Source organism: Streptomyces sp. NPDC051172 (assembly GCF_040682555.1).
Taxonomy (GTDB): Bacteria; Actinomycetota; Actinomycetes; order Streptomycetales; family Streptomycetaceae; genus Streptomyces.
On the sequence record NZ_JBFBBE010000103.1, the window covers coordinates 1 to 19,906 of the forward strand.

The 19,906-nt window shown below is 70.5% G+C and carries 15 protein-coding genes; 4 read left to right on the plus strand and 11 right to left on the minus strand.

The features are described from left to right. Nucleotides 1-296 precede the first annotated feature (296 nt). Nucleotides 297-863, plus strand: coding sequence for a universal stress protein (locus AB0N07_RS39055; protein ID WP_365843614.1), 567 nt, complete (start codon nt 297-299; stop codon nt 861-863). A 59-nt stretch (nt 864-922) separates the two neighbouring features. Here the strand turns inward: AB0N07_RS39055 and AB0N07_RS39060 are convergent, their stop codons facing one another. From AB0N07_RS39060 to AB0N07_RS39090, 7 genes are all read right to left on the minus strand, one after another. After that, entirely contained in the window at nt 923-3,466 is a 2,544-nt protein-coding gene (locus tag AB0N07_RS39060; RefSeq protein WP_365843616.1) for a sensor histidine kinase KdpD, read from the minus strand. A 1-nt stretch (nt 3,467) separates the two neighbouring features. Next, nucleotides 3,468-4,151, minus strand: coding sequence for a response regulator (locus AB0N07_RS39065; RefSeq protein WP_365843618.1), 684 nt, complete (start codon nt 4,149-4,151; stop codon nt 3,468-3,470). A gap of 133 nt (nt 4,152-4,284) precedes the next feature. Beyond that, entirely contained in the window at nt 4,285-4,953 is a 669-nt protein-coding gene (locus tag AB0N07_RS39070; protein ID WP_365843620.1) for a potassium-transporting ATPase subunit C, read from the minus strand. A 5-nt stretch (nt 4,954-4,958) separates the two neighbouring features. Then, on the minus strand, nt 4,959-7,097 hold the full coding sequence (gene kdpB, locus AB0N07_RS39075) for a potassium-transporting ATPase subunit KdpB (protein ID WP_365843622.1): 2,139 nt from the start codon (nt 7,095-7,097) through the stop codon (nt 4,959-4,961). Beyond that, nucleotides 7,094-8,758 (minus strand): potassium-transporting ATPase subunit KdpA, encoded by a 1,665-nt coding sequence (gene kdpA, locus AB0N07_RS39080; protein WP_365843624.1) that lies wholly within the window; start codon nt 8,756-8,758, stop codon nt 7,094-7,096. Before kdpA ends, kdpB begins: the two co-directional genes overlap by 4 nt. An 8-nt stretch (nt 8,759-8,766) precedes the next feature. Continuing rightward, the gene (gene kdpF, locus AB0N07_RS39085) at nt 8,767-8,856 is read right to left on the minus strand and encodes a K(+)-transporting ATPase subunit F (protein WP_016434100.1); all 90 of its coding nucleotides are present in this window, start codon (nt 8,854-8,856) and stop codon (nt 8,767-8,769) included. A 256-nt stretch (nt 8,857-9,112) separates the two neighbouring features. Then, entirely contained in the window at nt 9,113-10,954 is a 1,842-nt protein-coding gene (locus AB0N07_RS39090) for an APC family permease (RefSeq protein WP_365843626.1), read from the minus strand. Between the two features lie 283 nt (nt 10,955-11,237). Between AB0N07_RS39090 and AB0N07_RS39095 the strand changes: the two genes are divergently transcribed. Then, a complete protein-coding gene (locus AB0N07_RS39095; protein ID WP_365843628.1) occupies nt 11,238-11,804 on the plus strand; it encodes a hypothetical protein in 567 nt (188 codons plus the stop codon). Between the two features lie 13 nt (nt 11,805-11,817). On the opposite strand, the gene AB0N07_RS39100 is transcribed toward AB0N07_RS39095, so the two are convergent. From AB0N07_RS39100 to AB0N07_RS39110, 3 genes are read right to left on the minus strand one after another with little or no spacing between them, the layout of a single operon-like run. Continuing rightward, complete coding sequence (locus AB0N07_RS39100) at nt 11,818-12,246, minus strand: hypothetical protein (RefSeq protein ID WP_365843630.1); 429 nt, start codon at nt 12,244-12,246, stop codon at nt 11,818-11,820. 2 nt (nt 12,247-12,248) lie between these two features. Next, complete coding sequence (locus AB0N07_RS39105; RefSeq protein WP_365843632.1) at nt 12,249-12,623, minus strand: hypothetical protein; 375 nt, start codon at nt 12,621-12,623, stop codon at nt 12,249-12,251. Further along, nucleotides 12,623-15,115, minus strand: coding sequence for an ATP-binding protein (locus AB0N07_RS39110; protein ID WP_365843634.1), 2,493 nt, complete (start codon nt 15,113-15,115; stop codon nt 12,623-12,625). Before AB0N07_RS39110 ends, AB0N07_RS39105 begins: the two co-directional genes overlap by 1 nt. Nucleotides 15,116-15,350: 235 nt before the next feature. Between AB0N07_RS39110 and AB0N07_RS39115 the strand changes: the two genes are divergently transcribed. Next, nucleotides 15,351-16,925 carry a Na+/H+ antiporter gene (locus AB0N07_RS39115; protein ID WP_365843635.1) on the plus strand — a complete coding sequence of 525 codons (1,575 nt, stop codon included), beginning with the start codon at nt 15,351-15,353 and terminating at the stop codon, nt 16,923-16,925. Here AB0N07_RS39115 and AB0N07_RS39120 read toward each other — a convergent pair. Then, on the minus strand, nt 16,922-18,496 hold the full coding sequence (locus tag AB0N07_RS39120) for a hypothetical protein (protein WP_365843637.1): 1,575 nt from the start codon (nt 18,494-18,496) through the stop codon (nt 16,922-16,924). The two genes, AB0N07_RS39115 and AB0N07_RS39120, sit on opposite strands and share 4 nt — an antisense overlap. A 443-nt stretch (nt 18,497-18,939) precedes the next feature. Here AB0N07_RS39120 and AB0N07_RS39125 point away from each other — a divergent pair, with 443 nt between their 5' ends. Beyond that, nucleotides 18,940-19,869: an aminotransferase class I/II-fold pyridoxal phosphate-dependent enzyme gene (locus AB0N07_RS39125; protein WP_365843639.1), complete on the plus strand. Its 930-nt coding sequence runs from the start codon at nt 18,940-18,942 to the stop codon at nt 19,867-19,869. Nucleotides 19,870-19,906: the final 37 nt, after the last annotated feature.

The window sequence follows — 19,906 nt, forward strand, 5'->3', positions numbered from 1 at the left end:
AGCGGTCCCGTTCGTCATTCACCGCAGGGCCAGCACGCCCACCCGCGCCTGGACAGCGCCCCAGCCAGCCTTAACTTCCCGGCCTTGGCTCATGACGCAACGTTGACGTGCACCGGGTGAACACTGACGTGGCGCTGACACCAGCGACGATCGGGCGCTGAGGGTGCCGTCAGAATGCCGCCAAGAACTGGCTCGCGGGCTGTTCGAAAGCCTCGGAGCGGAGGTGAGATGGACGTGGTTTCCATGAGGTTCGCCGACGCGGGACCGTCCGTCGGCATGTGCAGAACGGTGAAGTGATGTCCGAGTCCGACGCGCCCTCAGCCGCTCGAGTCCTGGTCGGAGTGAGCGGTTCGCCGGGCAGCCTGACGGCCCTGTGCCGGGCCGCGGGCGAGGCGCGGAGCAGGGGTGCCGAGTTGTGGCCGGTGCTGGCCTGGGAGCCGCCCGGCGGGGAGCTCGCGGCGCGGCGCTCGCCGGCCGCGTCCTATCTCGTCCCGGCGTGGGAACGGCTGGCGCGGGAGAGGCTGGTGGCGGCGCTGCGTGACGTCTTCGGCAGCAACGTCACGGGGCTTTTGGGGCAGGCCCTCATCGCCCGTGGCACCCCGGGTCGGGCACTGGTCGAGATCGCCGACCACGAGGATGATCTCCTCGTCGTCGGCGCCGGGCGGCGCGGCCCACTGCGACGCGCGCTGCGGCCGTCGGTCAGCCGCTACTGCCTTGCGCACGCCGCTTGTCCCGTCCTCGCGGTGCCGCCCTCGCCGTTGGAGGCCGCGCTGGCCGCCGCGCACCGCCGGAACACCTGGCGGCTGCGGCTGGACACCGCGGACATGGAGAAGGAATTCGAGACCGTGCCGCCCGAAGTCTGAGGGCCTCGGGGCCCCTCCCGTCAGAGGGCGGCCGTGGCTGAACGGCCCGGCTGCTCCGGTTACGAGGTGGCCGCAGCCGGCAGGTCCGGCTGCTCGGCCCGGCGCTGCGGTGCCGTCGGCACGCTGAGCACCATGGTGAGGCCGCCGCCAGGTGTGTCCTCGGCGCTGAGGGTGCCGCCCAGGGCCTCGACGAAGCCACGGGCCACCGCCAGACCCAATCCCACTCCGGCGCCGCGCGGGGAGTCGCCGTAGCGCTGGAAGGGCTCGAAGATACGGCCCTTCGCTTCGTCGGGTACGCCCGGCCCGCGGTCGACCACTCGCACCTCGACCCGTTCCGCGATGGCGCTCGCCGCCACGAGGACCTTCTCCTGCGGCGGGCTGTACTTGACCGCGTTCTCGACGACGTTGGCGACAGCCCGCTCCAGCAGCCCCCGGTCCACGTACACCATGGGCAGCGTCTCTGGGATCTCCAGCTCCACGCTGTCCTCGGGCACGCCACCGAGCGCCATGGGGACGACCTCGTCGAGGTCGGTCTCGCGGATGATCGGGGCGACGGTGCCGGTCTGGAGCCGGGACATGTCGAGGAGGTTGCCCACCAGGTGGTCGAGGCGGTCCGCACCCTCCTCTATGGCCGCGAGCAGTTCCGCGCGGTCTTCCTCGGACCATTCGACGTCGTCGGAGCGCAGCGAGGTGACCGCCGCCTTTATCCCCGCCAAGGGAGTGCGCAGGTCGTGGCTGACGGCGGCGAGCAGCGCGGTGCGGATGCGGTTGCCCTCGGCCAACTCCTTGGCCCGGTCGGCTTCCCGCTGCAGGCGCTGGCGGTCCAGTACGACGGCTGCCTGGGCGGCGAACGCGGCGAGCACCCGGCGGTCGGCGGCCGGCAGCACCCGTCCCGACAGCGCCAGGGACATGTGGTCGCCGACCGGCACGTCGACGTCCGCGTCGTCGGGGTCCTGGCAGGGCCGGGGCCCCACGCTGCCCGCGCAGGTCCACGGATCCGTTTCGCCGGCCCGCTCCAGCAGCGCTGCCGAATCCATGCCGAAGGTCTCGCGGACCCGCTCCAGCAGCTCCTCCAGGCTGGTCTCGCCGCGCAGCACGTTTCCCGCGAGGAGGGACAGGATCTCGGATTCGGCGCGCAGTCTTGCCGCCTGGTGGGTCCGGCGGGCGGCCAGGTCCACCACCGAAGCCACGGACACGGCGACCCCCACGAAGATGGCGATGGCGACGATGTTCTTCGGGTCGGCGATCGTCAGGGTGTGGACGGGCGGTGTGAAGTACCAGTTGAGCAGCAGGGAACCCACCACCGCCGAAGCCAGCGCGGGCAGCAGCCCGCCGAGCAGGGCCGCCGCGACCGTCAGGGTGAGGAACAGCAGCATGTCGTTGGCGAGGCCGACGTTCGGGGTGGCGCTGGTGAGAAGCCAGGTGAGGATGGCGGGGCCGAGCACGCCGACGAGCCAGCCCCAGATGACGCGGGCCCGTCCGAGGCGTGCTCCGCGTGCCACCGGCAGTCCGCGTCCCTTGCCTGCCTCGTCGTGGGTGATGAGGTGGACGTCGAGGTCGGGACCGGACTCACGGGCGACCGTGGCGCCGACGCCCGGTCCGAAGGCGTACTGCCAGCTTCTGCGGCGGGAGACGCCGAGGACGATCTGGGTGGCGTTCACCCCGCGGGAGAAGTCCAGCAGAGCCACGGGGATGTCGTCGCCGACGACCTGGTGGAAGGTGCCGCCGAGGTCCTCCACGAGCGTGCGCTGGACGGCGAGTTCCTTCGGTGAGGCGGGGGTGAGGCCGTCGCTGCGGGAGATGTAGACGGCCAGCACCTCGCCGCCTGCACCCTTCTCCGCGAGCCGCGCCGCCCGGCGGATGAGGGTGCTTCCCTCGGGGCCGCCGGTCAGGCCGACCACGATCCGCTCGCGCGAGCCCCAGATGGTCGAGACCTGGTGTGCGCTGCGGTACTCGGTCAGGTATGCGTCGACGCGGTCGGCCACCCACAGCAGCGCCAACTCGCGCAGGGCCGTGAGGTTTCCGGGCCGGAAGTAGTTGGACAGGGCGGCGTCGACCTTGTCCGGCTTGTAGATGTTGCCGTGCGCCATACGGCGGCGCAGGGCCTGCGGGGACATGTCGACCAGCTCGATCTGGTCGGCGCGGCGGACCACCTCGTCCGGGACGGTCTCCCGCTGCCGCACCCCGGTGATGGACTCCACGACGTCGCCGAGGGACTCCAGGTGCTGGATGTTGACGGTGGAGACTACGTCGATGCCGGCCGCGAGGAGTTCCTCGACGTCCTGCCAGCGCTTGGTGTTGCGGGAGCCGGGGATGTTGGTGTGGGCGAGTTCGTCGACGAGGGCGACGGCGGGAGCGCGCCTCAGCACGGCGTCCACATCCATCTCGGTGAAGGTGCTGCCCCGGTACTCGATCTCCTTGCGCGATATCTGTTCCAGGCCATGCAGCATCACCTCGGTGCGCGGCCGGCGGTGGTGTTCCACGAACGCGACCACGCAGTCGGTGCCGCGCTCGATCCTGCGGTGCGCCTCGGAGAGCATGGCGTAGGTCTTGCCGACGCCGGGTGCCGCGCCGAGGTAGATCCGGAGCTTTCCGCGTGCCATGTCATCCTTCGAAGCGGTAGCCCATGCCGGGCTCGGTGATCAGATAGCGGGGGTGCGCAGGGTCCGTTTCCAGTTTGCGGCGGAGCTGGGCCATGTAGACGCGCAGGTAGTTGGTCTTGTTGCTCTGGGAGACGCCCCAGACCTCCTGCAGGAGGTGCTTCTGCGTGATCAGCCGTCCCGGGTTGGTCACCAGGATCTCCAGCAGGTGCCATTCGGTCGGGGTCAGCCGTACGTCCCGTCCACCCCGTACGACCTTCTTGGCGAACAGGTCGATGCTGAAGTCCCCGGTCTCGACCAGCGTCGTCTCCGGGACGAGCGGAGTGTCCTCGGTGCGGCGGACGGCGGCCCGCAGCCGCGCGAGGAGCTCGTTCATGTTGAACGGCTTGGTGATGTAGTCGTCCGCGCCGGCGTCGAGCGCGGCGACCTTCTCGTCGGACCCCTCCCGCGCGGACAGGACCAGAACCGGCACCCGGGTCCAGCCGCGCAGCGCCTTGATGACGTCTATACCGTCCATGTCGGGCAGGCCGAGATCGAGCATCACCACGTCGGGCTGGCGGGCGGCGGCCAGCCGCAGGGCCGTGGCCCCGTCGGGCGCGGCGTCGACGCCGTACTTGCGTGCCTGCAGGTTGATCACGAGGGCCCGCACGAGCTGCGGGTCGTCCTCCACCACCAACACCCTGGTCATGGGTGCGTGCCCTTCCTGTCGTGCGTCGGGCCGGGCGGCCCCGGACGCGAGGCAACCGACGTCATGAGGGCGGGAGTTGACGGATCCAGGATGACTACCTGCCGCCAACTCCCACGCATCTCGCGTAATCCCATCAGCTCTTCGCCACGAGGTCCTTGAGGGCGATGTTGAGTTCGAGGACGTTCACCCGGGGTTCGCCCATGAAGCCGAGGGTGCGGCCCTGGGTGTGGTCCTTGACCAGCTTGTCGACCTGGGCGATCGACAGGTTGTTCTTCTCGGCGATCCGGTGGACCTGGAGCTGGGCGTAGGCCGGGGAGATGTCCGGGTCCAGGCCGGAGCCGGAGGACGTGACCGCGTCGGCGGGGACCTCGGACGCCCTGACCGTGCAGCCGGGCACCGAGTTGTCCTTGATGACGGCCGCCTTGGCGTCCTTGACCTGCTGGATCAGGGTCTTGTTGTCGGCGGAGAGGTTCGTGGCACCGGACAGGATCAGCTTGTACCGGGTGTTGACGCTGTTGGCGCCGAGGCCGTTGGCCGGGCGGCCCTGGAACCACTTCAGGTCCGGGGCCGGGGTCTGCTGGCCCTTCCTCAGCGGCAGGTTGTACGACTGCCCGGTCAGGGACGAGCCGACGACCTTGCCGTCCGCCGTGATCTCCGAGCCGTTCGCCTTGTTGTGGAACAGCGCCTGGGCGACGCCGGTGACGACCAGCGGGTAGATGACGCCGGTCACCAGGGTCAGCACGAGGAGGGCGCGCAGGCCCGCCCCGAGCAACCGGGCCGTGTTCGTAACGGAGTTGTTCATGGCGATCAACCGATTCCGGGGATCAGAGAGATGAGGAGGTCGATGAGCTTGATGCCGATGAACGGGGCGATCAGCCCGCCGATGCCGTAGATCGTCAGGTTGCGGCGCAGCATCTTGTCGGCGCTGACCGGCCGGTACTGCACGCCCTTGAGGGAGAGCGGCACCAGCGCGATGATGATCAGCGCGTTGAAGATGACCGCCGAGAGGATCGCGGAGTCCGGGGAGGACAGGCCCATGATGTTGAGTTTGTCCAGGCCCGGGTAGACGGCCGCGAACAGTGCCGGGATGATCGCGAAGTACTTCGCGACGTCGTTGGCGATGGAGAAGGTCGTCAGCGCCCCTCGGGTGATGAGGAGTTGCTTGCCGATCTCGACGATCTCGATCAGCTTGGTCGGGTTGGAGTCGAGGTCGACCATGTTGCCGGCCTCCTTGGCGGCCGACGTACCGGTGTTCATCGCCACCCCGACGTCCGCCTGGGCGAGGGCGGGGGCGTCGTTGGTGCCGTCACCGGTCATCGCGACGAGCTTGCCGCCCGCCTGCTCCCGCTTGATGAGCGCCATCTTGTCCTCGGGAGTGGCCTCCGCGAGGAAGTCGTCGACGCCCGCCTCCTCGGCGATCGCCTTGGCCGTCAGCGGGTTGTCGCCCGTGATCATGACGGTCTTGATGCCCATCCGCCGCAGCTCGTCGAACCGCTCCCGCATGCCCTCCTTGACGACGTCCTTGAGATGGATGACACCCAGAACCCGGGCACCCCGGTCGTTCTCGACCGCGACCAGCAGCGGCGTACCGCCCGCCTCGGAGATGCGGTTGGAGAGCGTGTCCGCGTCCTCGGCGACGGTGCCGCCCTGTTCCTGGACCCAGGCGATGACCGAACCGGCCGCGCCCTTGCGGATCCTGCGCCCGTCGACATCGACGCCCGACATACGGGTCTGGGCGGTGAAGGCGATCCACTCGGCGCCGGTCAGCTCGCCCTGGTGGCGCTCCCGCAGCCCGTACTTCTCCTTCGCCAGTACGACGATGGAGCGGCCCTCGGGCGTCTCGTCGGCCAGCGACGACAACTGGGCGGCGTCCGCGACCTCGGCCTCGGTGACTCCGCGCACCGGCACGAACTCGGACGCCTGACGGTTGCCGAGCGTGATGGTGCCCGTCTTGTCCAGCAGCAGGGTCGACACATCACCCGCCGCCTCGACCGCCCGCCCGGACATGGCCAGGACGTTGCGCTGCACCAGACGGTCCATGCCCGCGATGCCGATCGCGGACAGCAACGCGCCGATCGTGGTCGGGATCAGGCACACCAGCAGCGCCACCAGCACGACCATCGTCAGATGCGTGCCCGCGTAGTTCGCGAAGGGCGGCAGCGTGGCCACCGCGAGAAGGAAGACGATGGTCAGCGAGGCCAGCAGGATGTTCAGCGCGATCTCGTTGGGTGTCTTCTGCCGGGCCGCGCCCTCGACGAGGTTGATCATCCGGTCGATGAAGGTCTCGCCCGGCTTCGTCGTGATCTTGATGACGATCCGGTCGGACAGCACCTTCGTCCCGCCCGTCACGGCCGACCGGTCGCCGCCGGACTCACGGATGACGGGCGCCGACTCGCCGGTGATCGCCGACTCGTCGACCGAGGCGACGCCCTCGACGACGTCACCGTCACCGGGAATGATGTCCCCGGCCTCGCAGACCACCAGGTCACCGATGGTCAGCTCGGTGCCGGGCACCTGCTCCTCGGTCTTGCCGTCCGCGAGCAACCGCCGTGCCACGGTGTCGGTCTTGGCCTTGCGCAGGGTCTCCGCCTGCGCCTTGCCACGGCCCTCGGCAACCGCCTCCGCGAGGTTGGCGAAGATCACGGTCAGCCACAGCCAGGCGCTGATCGCCCAGCCGAACCAGTCGCCCGGATCCTTGAAGGAGAAGACGGTGGTCAGCACGGAGCCGACAAGGACCACGAACATCACGGGGGACTTGACCATCACCCGCGGATCGAGCTTGCGGATCGCGTCCGGCAGCGACTTCAGAAGCTGCTTGGGGTCGAAGAGACCCGCGCCGACACGTCCTTCGGCGGGCTTGTGCCCGGTGGGTACATCGCTGTGCGGCGCCCGGGTCGGGGTAGCTGTGGACATCGAGTCCTCTGACTTCTCTGTACGGGTGCTCATGACGCCAGCCCCTCGGCCAGCGGACCCAGCGCAAGGGCCGGGAAGTACGTCAGACCGGTGATGATCAGGATCGCGCCCACCAGCAGCCCGGTGAACAGCGGCTTCTCCGTGCGCAGAGTGCCCGCGGTCACCGGCACCGGCTTCTGCTCGCCGAGCGAGCCGGCCAGCGCCAGCACGAACACCATCGGCAGGAAGCGGCCGAGGATCATCGCCAGACCGGTCATCGTGTTGAACCAGTCGGTGTTCGCGTTCAGACCCGCGAACGCTGAACCGTTGTTGTTCGACGCCGAGGTGAAGGCGTACAGAACCTCGGAGAAGCCGTGCGCACCGGAGTTGAGCATCGAGTGCGGCGGCGTCGGCAGAGCCATGGAGGCCGCAGTGAAGATCAGCACCAGCGCCGGAGTGATCAGGATGTAGCAGGCCGCCAGCTTGATCTCGCGCGAACCGATCTTCTTGCCCAGGTACTCCGGCGTACGGCCGACCATCAGACCGGCGATGAACACCGCGATGACCGCCATGATCAGCATGCCGTAGAGGCCGGAACCGGTACCACCGGGCGCGATCTCCCCCAGCATCATGCCGAGCATGGCGATGCCACCGCCGAGGCCCGTGAAGGAGGAGTGGAAGGAGTCCACCGCACCGGTCGACGTCAGTGTCGTGGACACCGCGAAGATCGACGAGGAGCCGACACCGAACCGGGTCTCCTTGCCCTCCATCGCCCCGCCCGCGATCTGCAACGCCGGACCGTGGTGGGCGAACTCGGTCCACATCATCAGGACCGTGAAACCGAGCCAGATGGTGCCCATCGTGGCGAGGATCGCATAACCCTGCCGCACGCTCCCGACCAGCACGCCGAACGTCCGGGTCAGCGCGAACGGGATCACCAGCAGCAGGAAGATCTCGAAGAGGTTCGTGAACGGGGTGGGGTTCTCGAACGGATGGGCCGAGTTGGCGTTGAAGTAGCCGCCACCGTTCGTACCGAACTCCTTGATGGCCTCCTGCGAGGCGACCGCCCCGCCGTTCCACTGCTGGTGCCCGCCCATGAACTGGCCGACCTCGTGGATACCGGAGAAGTTCTGGATCGCACCGCACGCGACCAGGACGATCGCCGCGATGAAGGCGCCGGGCACCAGGATCCGGATGGTGCCGCGCACCAGGTCGGACCAGAAGTTGCCCAGCTCACCGGTGCGCGAACGCGCGAAGCCCCGCACGAGCGCCACCGCCACCGCGATACCGACGGCCGCGGAGACGAAGTTCTGCACGGCCAGCCCGGCGGTCTGCACGACGTGGCCCATGGTCTGCTCGCCGTAGTACGACTGCCAGTTGGTGTTGGTCACGAAGGACGCGGCCGTGTTGAACGACTGCGCCGGGTTGACCGAGGAGAAGTGCAGCGAGCCGGGCAGGACGCCCTGCAGCCGCTGCAGCAGGTAGAGGAAGAGCACGCTGACCGCGGAGAAGGCGAGCACACCGCGCAGGTACGCGGCCCAGCGCATCTCCGCATCGGGATTGGCACCGATGCCCTTGTAGATCCACTTCTCGACGCGCCAGTGCGTGCCGGAGGAGTAGACCTTGGCCATGTAGTTGCCGAGAGGGACGTAGGCGAGCGCCAGCGCGCCTGTCAGGGCGAGCAGCTGGAGGAAGCCGGCGAGGACGGGACCCATGTCGTGGCTCAGAACCTCTCCGGGAAGATCAGGGCGAGGACGAGATAGCCCAGCAGGGCGACGGCCACGACCAGGCCGACGATGTTCTCCGCGGTCACAGCTTCGTCACCCCCTTGGCGACGAGAGCCACCAGCGCGAAGACCGCGAGTGTGGCGACGACGAAGGCCAGATCGGCCATCGCGAGCTCCTGGAGTGAGGTTCGATGAAAGGCGGACGGTTAGAGGAAACCGCCTCGCTGGCCGGATCCGACCACCCGTTGACGGCTCTCTTACGGCGACCCTTACGGCTTTGACGGGACTCTTACGCCCGGGCCCGTACCGGTAGGTGGGCAGTCGTGACCACCGGTGACCCGGCTCACAGCAGCCGGAACCGCAGCCGGCAGATCACCGCGTCAGTCTCCCGCCGGACCGCGTGCGCGACAACAGCGCCACGCTGGTTCTGCAGCAGCCGCTGCCACAGCCGCTCGGGCTCCGTCTCCGGGATGAGCACGGTGACCCGGGTGGCCGCCTCGGTGGCGACCGTCTCGCGGACATACGCGGCGATGGGCCGGCCCAAGCTGCGCCGCTCGCACGCCAGCCGGACCAACGACACTCCGGGGTCCCATTCGCCCCAGGCGCGCTCCAGGGCGTGCATCTGGGCCCGGTCCTCGGGGTCGGGGTAGCAGACGGTGACCGCCCGGACCTCGTCACCGAGGGAGGCGGCCGCGGTCAGGGCCTCCGACGTCAGGCGGGAGATCGACGACACGGGGACGATCACCAGCGACCTCTCGCGATGCGGGGTCTCCGGTATGCGGCCCAGGCCCAGACGCTCGCCGATCCGGACGTAGGCACGGTGGACGGCCTCGAAGGCGACGACGAGCAACGGGAGAGCGATCACGATCAGCCACGCGCCCTCCTCGAACTTGGACGCCGTCACCACGACGGTCGCCACTCCCGTCAGGACCGCGCCGAAGCCGTTGAGCAGCGCCTTGCCGCGCCAGCCCCGACCGCGCTCCGATCGCCAGTGCCGGACCATGCCGACCTGCGCGATCGTGAAACCGACGAAGACGCCGATCGCGAACAGCGGCACCAGGGTGTTGGTGTCGCCGCCGGAGAACACCAGAAGTCCGGCCGAGACCACGGCAAGGGCCAGCACGCCGTGCCGGTGGACCTGCCGGTCGGCCTTCAGGGCGAACACGTGCGGCGCGTAGTTGTCCCGGGCGAGAAGCTTCAGCAGCACCGGCAGCCCACCGAAGGACGTGTTGGCCGACAGCGCCAGCAGGATCATCGTCGCGAACTGGATGACGTAGAAGGCCCAGTTGTGGCCGAGCGAGGCGTCCGCGAGCTGGGCGAGGACGGTGACGCCCGCGACGGGCTGGAGGTGGAAGCGGCCGATCAGCACCGACAGGCCGATGAGCATCAGACCGAGGACGGCGCCGAGCGCGACCTCCGCACGCTGGGCCCGCTTGACGCGCGGGCGGCGGAAGGAGGGCACGGCGTTGGCGATGGCCTCCACGCCCGTGAGCGCGGCACAACCGGAAGCGAAAGCTTTCAGCAGGAGCAAGGCGCCCACAGCGGAGGCGTTGTCGGCGAGGACCGAGGCATGCCCGGCCGCGGTCGCCGTGCTCACCGGGTGGGAACGGAACAGGCCGACCACGATGAGGACGAAGATCGAGCCGACGAAGACGACGGTCGGCACGATGAACGCCTTCGCCGACTCCACGATCCCGCGCAGATTGACGCCCGTGATCAGGGCGAGCACGGCCAGGCACAGCCACAGCCGGTCGTCGTAGGTGGCGGGGAAGGCGGACGTCAGGGCGGCCACGCCGACTGTGACGGCGACCGCGACGTTCAGGACGTAGTCGAGCACCAGGGAAGCGGCCGCCACCAGGCTGGTCCGGGCGCCGAGGTGGGTGCGGGCCACGGCGTAGGAACCGCCGCCGTCCGGGAAGGCCGCGATCACCTGCCGGTACGAGGCCACGAGCACCGCCAGCAGGCCCGCGATGGCCAGCGTCACCGGCATCGTGAAGCCCAGCCCGTGCGCACCCGCGGCGGCCAGCACCAGCACGATCGCCTCGGGGCCGTACGCCACCGACGCCATCGCGTCCAGCGACAGGGCGGCGAGTCCGGTGACGGCGCTCAGGCGATGGCGCTCGCCGGCATCCGGCCGCTCCTCGCCGGCGGGGACGGCGCCCGGCTCAGTGGTCAGGACAGTCATGGGTGCGCGCTCCTTCGTGCTTCGGCCGCGCACCAGGGATCGAGAGTGCGCGGCTGCACCCAGGTTCTGTCCCTTGCCCGCGCGCTCGGACTGTTCCATGCGGCTTCTTCGCGCCCAAGCGGCCGAACTTGACGGGATCTTGACGGCCTGTGCCACGGACGACGTTCCCCTGCCGCCACCTGGCAACGCACCCGGTGGTCAAGGCATAAGGAACCGTCCGTTTCCCGTCAGAGCCGCATCAAGGCACGTGGCTCGCGGTTCTCGGATCACTAGCGTCGGTGTCATGGGACGCCGTGACGACGCATGCGGAGGACCACTCGACGCGCACGCGGACGATCCGGACGGCGCCGGGGAGGCCACGAACGACCGCGAGTGGACACAGGAGTTGTGGAGCTCCGTCCGCTGCGCCGGCGTACTGCTCGCTCTGCTGCTCCTGGTCGACTGGGGCTCGGGTCGGCTCGCCCTGTGGCGCGTCGCACTGTGGCTGGCTCTCGCCGGGCTGCTCTTCGTCGTGTTGTATCCCGCTCGGGTGTCCGCGGGCGGGAACTGGCTGGCCTCGCGGCGGCTGGTTCGCGAGTACCGGGTGCGGACGGACCTGCTGGTCTCGGTCCGGCATCTGGACACCATCTCGCCGCGCCTTCTTCTGCGAGATGCCCTGGGTGGCCGCGTCGAGATCGACCCCGAGGTCCTGGTGCGCAATCCGCCGCTGTGGTTCCGCCTGGACGAAGGCGCGCGGAAGGCCGCCGCCGACGGCTCGCTGCTGTGCGGCGCGACCACCTTGGGGCGCATCTCGCGGCGTGTGGACCAGGAGACCGCCCGCGCCGTGTTCAAAGCCTCCGGCTTGGAGTGAGTTCCGGGTCGGCTCAGCCGGCCGGCCCCGACGTGTCCAGGGCGGCCCCCGTCTGGTCGGCCAGGGTCGCCGCGACCAGACGGGTCTGGAGCGGTGGTATGGGACCCGGACCCGGGGTGAGCATGAAGCGGCCGAGGTAGCGGGCGTTGCCATAGACGCGCAGCTCGATCTCGCCCTCGGGCCAGCCCGCGGCGTCCACGTCCCAGGAGCGCCTGCCCACCGTCACGCTGCCGTCGTTCTGCAGCCGAGGCGGCTGTCCAACCAGGGTGCCGTACTGGAGACGGCAGGCGGTCAGGCCGAGCAGTTCGGTGAGTTCCCGGCGGACCTCGTCGACCACGGTGTCCGCGTCGAGGGTTGCGACGCGGTGGATGCGCGCGAGGTAGGCCGCGTCCGTGACTGTGATCACCTCCAGGCGGCGGGAGCGGGCCGCCGGTTGGGACACGATCAGACCGACGACCAGTAGCAGGACCGCCGTCTCGATGTCCCTGGAGGCGGTGATGTCGAACGTCTCGTACGGCCGCGTGAGGAAGCTGTGTCAAATGCGGCTCCGCCGCGGGCGAACCAGGCCGCCGCCGACAGCGCGGCCACCACTCCCGCCGTACGGCTGCCCAGCGCGGCCACCGCGACGACCACCGCGACGAGGATGAGAGCGGCGTTGGTGTGCGACACACTCGTGCGGAAGGGGACGAGCGCGAGGGCCACCAGGAAGGGGGCGGCGAAACCGGCCGCCAGGGCAAGCCGGTCGCGCAGCGGCCAGGTCCGGAGTGCGCGGGCCCTTCCCCTACGGTGCAGCCTCCAGGTGCCGGTCATTGTGCTCATCACGCACCTCCTGCGTTCTGCTCGGCCGGTACAGCGCTCAGGGTCTGTGCCGCGAACGGCAGCGACACGACCATCGTGAGGCCGCCGCCGGGGGTGTCCTCAGGAGTGAGGGTGCCGTGCATGGCCTCGGTCAGGCCGCGCGCGAGGGCCAACCCGAGGCCGAGGCCGGTGGTGTTGTCGGTGTCACCGAGCCGTTGGAAGGGCTCGAAGAGATGGTCGCGGCCGTCGGCAGGCAGGCCCGGGCCTCGGTCCACGACCCGCAGCTCCACCCGGCCCGCCAGAGCGCTGGCGGTCACCAGCACCTTCTTGCCCGACGGGGTGTGGCGGGCAGCGTTACCGACCAGGTTGGCGATCACCCGCTCCAGCAGCGGCGGATCGGCGAGCACCGCCGGGATCTCCTCCAGGTCCACCACGTCCACGTCGGAGACATCTGCGAGGGCCATCGGGAGGACCTCCTCCAGGGAGGTGGCCCGGAGGTTCAGAGTGAGGGCACCCGCTTCCAGGCGGCTGAGGTCGAGGAGGTTCTCCACGAGACGGTTGAGCTTGGCCATGGACTCATCGGCGGTGGCGAGGAGTTCGTCCCGGTCCTCCGGTGAGAACTCGACGTCACGGCTGCGCAGCGAAGTGACCGCGGCCCACCCCGCGGCCAGCGGGGTACGCAGGTCGTGGCCGACCGCCCGCAGCAGGGCCGTACGCAGCCGGTCGGCGGCCTTGACCGGCTCCACCTCGGCGGCGGCCTCGGCGAGCCGGGCCTGCTCCACCGCCGATCCGACGTGCGCGGCGAACGCGGCCAGCACCCGCCGCTCGGACGACGACAGCGTACGGCCGCGCAGTGCGAGCCAGGCACCGGGGCCGACGGGCACGGCCGGCACGCCCACTTCCCCGGGCGGCTCGTCCACCAGGTCCGCGGACTCCATGCCGAAGGTTTCGCGGGTCCGCTCCAGCAGGGCCGGGATGGTCGCTTCGCCCCGCACGATGCTGCCGGCCAGGGACGACATCGTCTCCGCCTCGGCCGTCGCGCGGGCGGAGCGCCGCGACAGGCGCAGGGACCGGTCCACTACGGCGGCCACTATGGCGGCCACCACCGCGAACACCGCCAGGGCGAGCAGCGCGTTCGGATCGTCGAGCGTGAAGGCACCGATGGGCGGAATGAACCAGTAGTTGAGCAGCAGGGATGCCGTCACCGACGCGATCACCGCCGAGGCGACCCCGCCTATGCAGGCCACGCCCACCACGGCGAGCAGGAACAGCAGGGCCTCGCTGGTCAGGTTCAGCGTTCCGCGCAGCTGTGCGACGACCGTAAGCAGCACCGGCAGCACCAGGCCGGTCACCGGGCCCGCGATCATCCGGGCCGTGGACAGAGTCCGGCGCCGCGACGGCAGGAGGGTGCCGCGGCCGGCCCGCTCGTGGGTGACCCGGTGGACGTCGATGTCGCCGGACAGCTCGGTGACGGTCTCCCCCGTGCCCGGGCCGGTCAGGAACCGGGCCAGCCGGCCGCGGCGGCTGGTGCCGAGGACGAGCTGGGTGGCGTTCTCGGCACGCGCGAAATCCACCAGCGTGGAGGCCACGTCGTCGCCCACCACCGAGTGGTAGCTGCCCCCGAGGGCCTCGACGAGCCTGCGCTGCCGGGCCAGCGAGGCGTGCGAGACACCGTCCGCGAGGCCGTCGCTGCGGGCAACGTGCACGGCGAGCAGATCCCCTCCCGCCGACCGGTCGGCGATCCTGGCCGCCCGCCGGATCAGCGTGCCCCCCTCCGGGCCGCCGGTCAGCGCCACCACGACCCGCTCGCGGGTCTCCCACACCCCGCCGATGCCGTGCTGCGAGCGGTATTCCTGCAGCGCCTCGTCGACCCGGTCCGCCACCCACAGCAGCGCCAACTGCCGCAGCGCGGTGAGGTTTCCGGTCCGGAAGTAGTTGGCGAGGGCCGCGTCGACCTTCTCGGGCGCGTAGATGTTGCCGTGCGCCATCCGACGGCGCAGCCCCTCGGGCGGCATGTCCACCAGCTCGATCTGATGGGCACGGCGGGCGACCTCGTCGGGCACCGTCTCGTGCTGCGGCACCCCGGTGATCTTCTCGACGACGTCGTTGAGGGACTCCAGGTGCTGGATGTTCAGCGCGGTGATCACGTCGATACCGGCGTCGAGCAGGACCTCGATGTCCTGCCAGCGTTTGGGGTTGCGGTTCTCGCCGGGGACGTTGGTGTGCGCGAACTCGTCGACGATCGCCACCTGCGGGCGCCGGGCGAGCAGCGCGGCCAGGTCCATCTCCTCGAACCGTCCGCCGCGGTAGGCGCAGGACGCCCGGGGGACGCTCTCCAGGCCGTCGAGCATCGCCTCGGTGTGGGGGCGCCCATGGCACTCCGCGAACCCCACCACCACGTCCGCCCCGCGGGCGGCACGGCGCCGCCCCTCGTCGAGCATGCGATAGGTCTTGCCCACTCCCGGGGCAGCCCCGAGGTAGACCTTCAGTCGTCCGGGCCGTACGTCACTCATCGCCGTCGACGCGCTCCGCTCACTGGATCAACTCCCCGGTCCCCAGGGGTACCTCCTCCCAAGGAAGCCCTTTCACGGGCCGGTCGGCGCGGTTGTTAGCGCTTCCTTGGCGCCGGTCCCGGGGACCTTGACACTGTCTTGACGTGACCTGGCCCGATAGGGTGAGGGCTGGTGTGCCGGGAAGTCTGGTCGGCCGGGAGCCACGGCGGTTCTCCGTTAGCCCCAGGGGGACGGCATGCGCGGTGTCGGTACGGTTCTCGCCCTCGTGGTCCTCGCCACGGTGGTCGCCACCTTTGCGCGCCGGTGGCGCATTCCCGCGCCCTCTCTGCTGGTCCTCGCCGGTCTCGCGGTGGCGCTGCTGCCGGGCACCCCGCAGATCGAGATCAGCCCCGAGATCATCGGCCTGGTCGTGCTGCCGCCGCTGCTGTACGCCTCCGCAGAGGAGATGCCCTGGCGCGAGCTGCGCGCGGTGTGGAAGCCGGTCGGTATCCTCGCCATAGGGCTGGTGCTCGCCTCGGCCGCCGCCGTGAGCGCGGTCGCGGTGTGGGTGACACCGCTGTCCTGGCAGATGGCGTTCGTGCTGGGCGCGGTCCTGGCCAGCACCGACCCGGTGGCGGTCACCGCGCTCGGGCGGCGCCTCTCGCTGCCGCCGAAGGTGCAGACCCTGGTCCAGGCGGAGAGCCTGTTCAACGACGCGACCTCGCTGGTGCTGGTCCGGGTGGCGGCCGGCATCGCCGTGGCCTCCGCGGCCGCCGACTGGGGTGCGGCAGGCGGCCAGTTCCTGCTGCTCGCGGGCGGCGGCACGCTGATCGGCGCCGCGGTGGCCGGCGTGATCGCCCTGATCCGGCGACGCACCGAGGACCCGGTCCTGGAGACGGTGATCGCCCTGGTCACCCCGTATGCCGCCTACCTGCTGGCGGAGGCCGCGCACACCTCCGGCGTGACCTCGTGCGTGGTCGCCGGTGTGGTCCTCGGCGGCCGGGGCGACCGCCTCACCAACGCCCGCATCCGCCTCCAGCTGCACGCCGTGTACGGCACGGTCGTGTTCCTGCTGGAGAGCGTGGTGTTCTCCCTCATCGGCCTGGCGCTGCCCGCGGAGGTGCGGGCCCTGGCCGACGGCGACCGGGCCTGGCCGCTGTACGCCCTCGCCGTGGCGGGCACTCTCATCGCCGTACGGCTGCTGTGGATCGCCCCGCTGTCGGCGGTCGTCCAGCGCAAGGGCGCGGTCGGCCCGATGAACTGGCGGATCCCGGTCGTGCTGACCTGGGCAGGCACCCGGGGCGTGATGCCGCTGGCGGCCGCCCTGTCCATCCCGGCGGTCGCACAGGACGGCACCGCGCTCGCCGACCGGCCGCTCGTCCTCGTCCTGACCACCTCGGTCGTGGTCGTCACCCTCGTCGTGCAGGGCTTCACCCTCGCCCCGGTCGTCCGCGCCTCCGGCATCGCCCTGGAGCCCGCCCACACCGAGCGCGAAGAGGTTGAGGCCCGCTCCCACCTCGCCCACGCCGGCCTGGCCCGACTGGAGGAACTCGCGGAGCTGGAGGCCGTACCGGACATAGTCCTCGACCGGCTGCGCCGGGGTCTGAACGCCCGTCTCGACGACGCCCGCGAGCGCCTGACGGCGCAGAACGGCACCGCGGTCGCGACCGAGTCCGCCGACCTGGTCTATCGCCAGCTGCGCCGAGACCTGATCGCCGTCGAGACGGTGGAACTGCAGCGGCTGTACGACACCCACCGCATCAGCGACACCACCCGCCGCCGGCTGCAACGCTCCCTCGACCTGGAGGAGGCCCGGCTGGCGGACGCCTAACGGAACTCGCCCAGCCTGGGCCGCAGTCCGAGGGCGGTGAGGGCGATGGCCAACAGCAACAGACCGCATTCCCACGGGAGTTCGGTACTCAGGTCCGAGCGTCCGGCTTGTACGGACGCCGTGAAGTGCTGCCGATTGATGTCGGTCACCTTGTCCAGGGCAAACATCCACGCCCCGAAATGCGCGTTGGAGGTGCCCGGCTCCCACCCCATGCAGAACGCGACCGCCTGCTTCTCCTTCCCCGCGCCCAGCAGAGCCCGTATCTTCCGGTCGTCGCGCTGGTAGCCGGCGTACGCATCAACCGTCTTCTCGGCCGCGGCCCGCTCGCCGGGGAAGGTGACGTTGTCCAGTTCCCGCCGGAACTCACCGGTGAACCGCAGGTCGTGGTGATCGGACTCGTACGCCTGCCAGGTAGTGGCGAGTTCGGAGTCGTACGAGGAAAGAGACGCACCCTTCAGGCCGTACAGCTGCTGCGACTTGGCGAGGAAGGAGCGCGCATACTGGTCGCGGCGCTGCGGGTCGAGGAGGTACCGGCTCTCGTCGGCATTGGCGTCGTACGCGATCGCCCGAGCCCGAGAGAGGGCGACGACCGAGTCGAACGCGTCTCGCCGGGCGCCCCGCAGGTTCGCCTCCGAGGAGGCCAGCATCTGGGCGCCGAGGATCACTGCGAGCAGCACGCACGCGGTGGCGGCGAGGAGGGGCGGGTTCAGGATGCGCCGGAAGCTTCGGGTCAGGTACCACTGCAGGACACCCAAGGCGGCCAGCAGGAGGAGGCCGAGGGCGCCGACGGCGAGGAGTTGACCGGAGAGGGTGGAGCGTGCCGCCGTGTACTCCACGTCGAAGGTGCTGTCGTTCGAGGACACCAGCCTTCGGGACTCGGGCAGCAGTCTGCTCTGCAGCAGGTCGGTGGCCCTGCGGTAGTCCACGAGAGCCGACGGCTTGCCGCCGGTGCGCCCGTCGTTCTCCAGGGCGCGTCCGATCAGTTCCTGGTACTCGGCGAAGTCGTCGGTGAGGTTCTCGACCGTCTTCTCGTCGGACCTGTCCCCCTGCGCGGCGACGGCGAGGGTGCGCAGGTCGTGCCCGATCTCGCGCCGCGCGTCGCCGTAGAAGCCGACCGCCTTTCCGTACGGCGTCTGCAGGCGGCCCTTCCCCGCGTCGCCGTTGGACAGCAGGATGTTGGCGGCCTGGGCGTCCATGTCGTTCAGGGCGAGGTCGAGGTCGGCGGCGCTGGTGGTGCGCGGCGCGTCCCGACCGGCCACGCTGTCCCAGATGCCGTTCGCCGCCAGGCCCGCGACGGTCAGCAGCACCGCCACGGCCGCGGCGAGCAGGACCGTGGCCGCACGCAGAAGGCGCAGCCGCGCGGGCACGGTGGCCCAGTAGCGGCGGCGCAGAGCGGCCCGCGCGGCCACGGTCTGCCGGGCGGGACGCAGCCCCGGACCGGGATCGCGCGAACCCTCCGGTCCGCGGGGCCCGGAGCTGCCGCCTGCCGGGGCGATCGCCTCTTGCCGTGGCGGTGTCTCCCCCTCGGTCCGAGGACCCTGACCCTGCGCTGTGCCGGCCGTGAGAGTCACGGTCCCTCCAACGTCACACCACGGACGGTCGCCCGTCCCCCCGTCGCCGATCAGTGTGCGACCGGATTCGGCCACGGGCAGCCGGCATTGACGGGTTCCTGATGACTGCTCAGCCGGGTTTGACGGCCCCTTGACGGCGCTCGCGCCGGACCCGTGTGAAAGCCGCAAATTCCGCGCCGAACAGGGTTGTTCGGCCATCGAACGCGGATAGGTTCCTGTGGTCCGCCGCCGAGGCCGGGGCGTCAACGGCCTCACCGGCTCCGGAGTCCCCAATCCGAATGCGGCTCGCGGCGGCCCGGTGCGTGTCCCGAAGGCAGGCACCAGCGCATGGCGTCCCGTCGTCTTCCCGCGCCGACGTCCGCGCACCACTGAAGACGGCCGGGTGGAACAGGGCGGACAGGCTGGTCAGTGCGGCTCCTGCGCTGACCACGAACAGGGCGATCATGCGGCCGAGGAAGCTGTGGCCGGGGCGGGCGCTGACGCGTACGACGATGCGGTCGGACACCATCCGCGCACTGATGCACCGCCGCGACCACATCCTCCTCGACAAGCTCTCCCACGACTCCCTGCGCCAGGGCGCCACCGCCGGCGGAGCCACCGTCGAGTTCTTCCGCCACATCGACAACGACGCCGTCCGCCGCCACCTCGCCGGCATCCGGGCCAACGACACCAAAAACGCTGTCCTCGTCGTCACCGAGGGTGTCTTCTCGATGGACTCCGATACTCCGCAGCTCGCCGAACTCCTGAGCATCTGCCGTGAGTTCGGCGCCCAGCTGATGGTCGACGTCGCCCACGACTTCGGCGCCATGGGCGAGCATGGTGGGGGCCAACCAGAGGTCCACGGCATCCTCGGCCAAGTCGACTTCTTCGTCGGCGCGTTCTCCAAGACCTTCGCCACCACCGGCGGCTTCCTGGCCACGCCGTCCGCGTCAGCGCGGGAGTACGTGCGCATGTTCGGCGGCCCGCAGACCTTCTCCAGCGCCATCACCCCTGTACAGAGCGCGGTCGCCCTGGCGGCGCTGGGCATCGTGACCTCCCCGGAGGGCGCCCGGCGCCGTAAGTCCGTCACGGCAGTCGCCACCCGCTTGCGCGAGGGACTCACGGCACGCGGACTGGAAGTCATGGGCGACGTCGTCTGCCCGGTCGTCCCGGTCCTCATCGGTGACACCCCCACCGGCCGCACCGTTTCCGGCCTCATCGCCCGAGACGGCCTCATCGCCCACCTCGTCGAGCAGCCGGCCGTCGCCTCCGACGCTGCCCGCTTCCGCATGCAGGCCATGGCGGATCACACGGACGACGACGTCGACACGGCGATCGGCATCCTCGACACCTGCATACGCGCGGCCCGGCAGACCATCGCCACGAGCCGCTGAGCCCGCACGCACTCCCGGCGGCCGCGCGGCCCTCTCT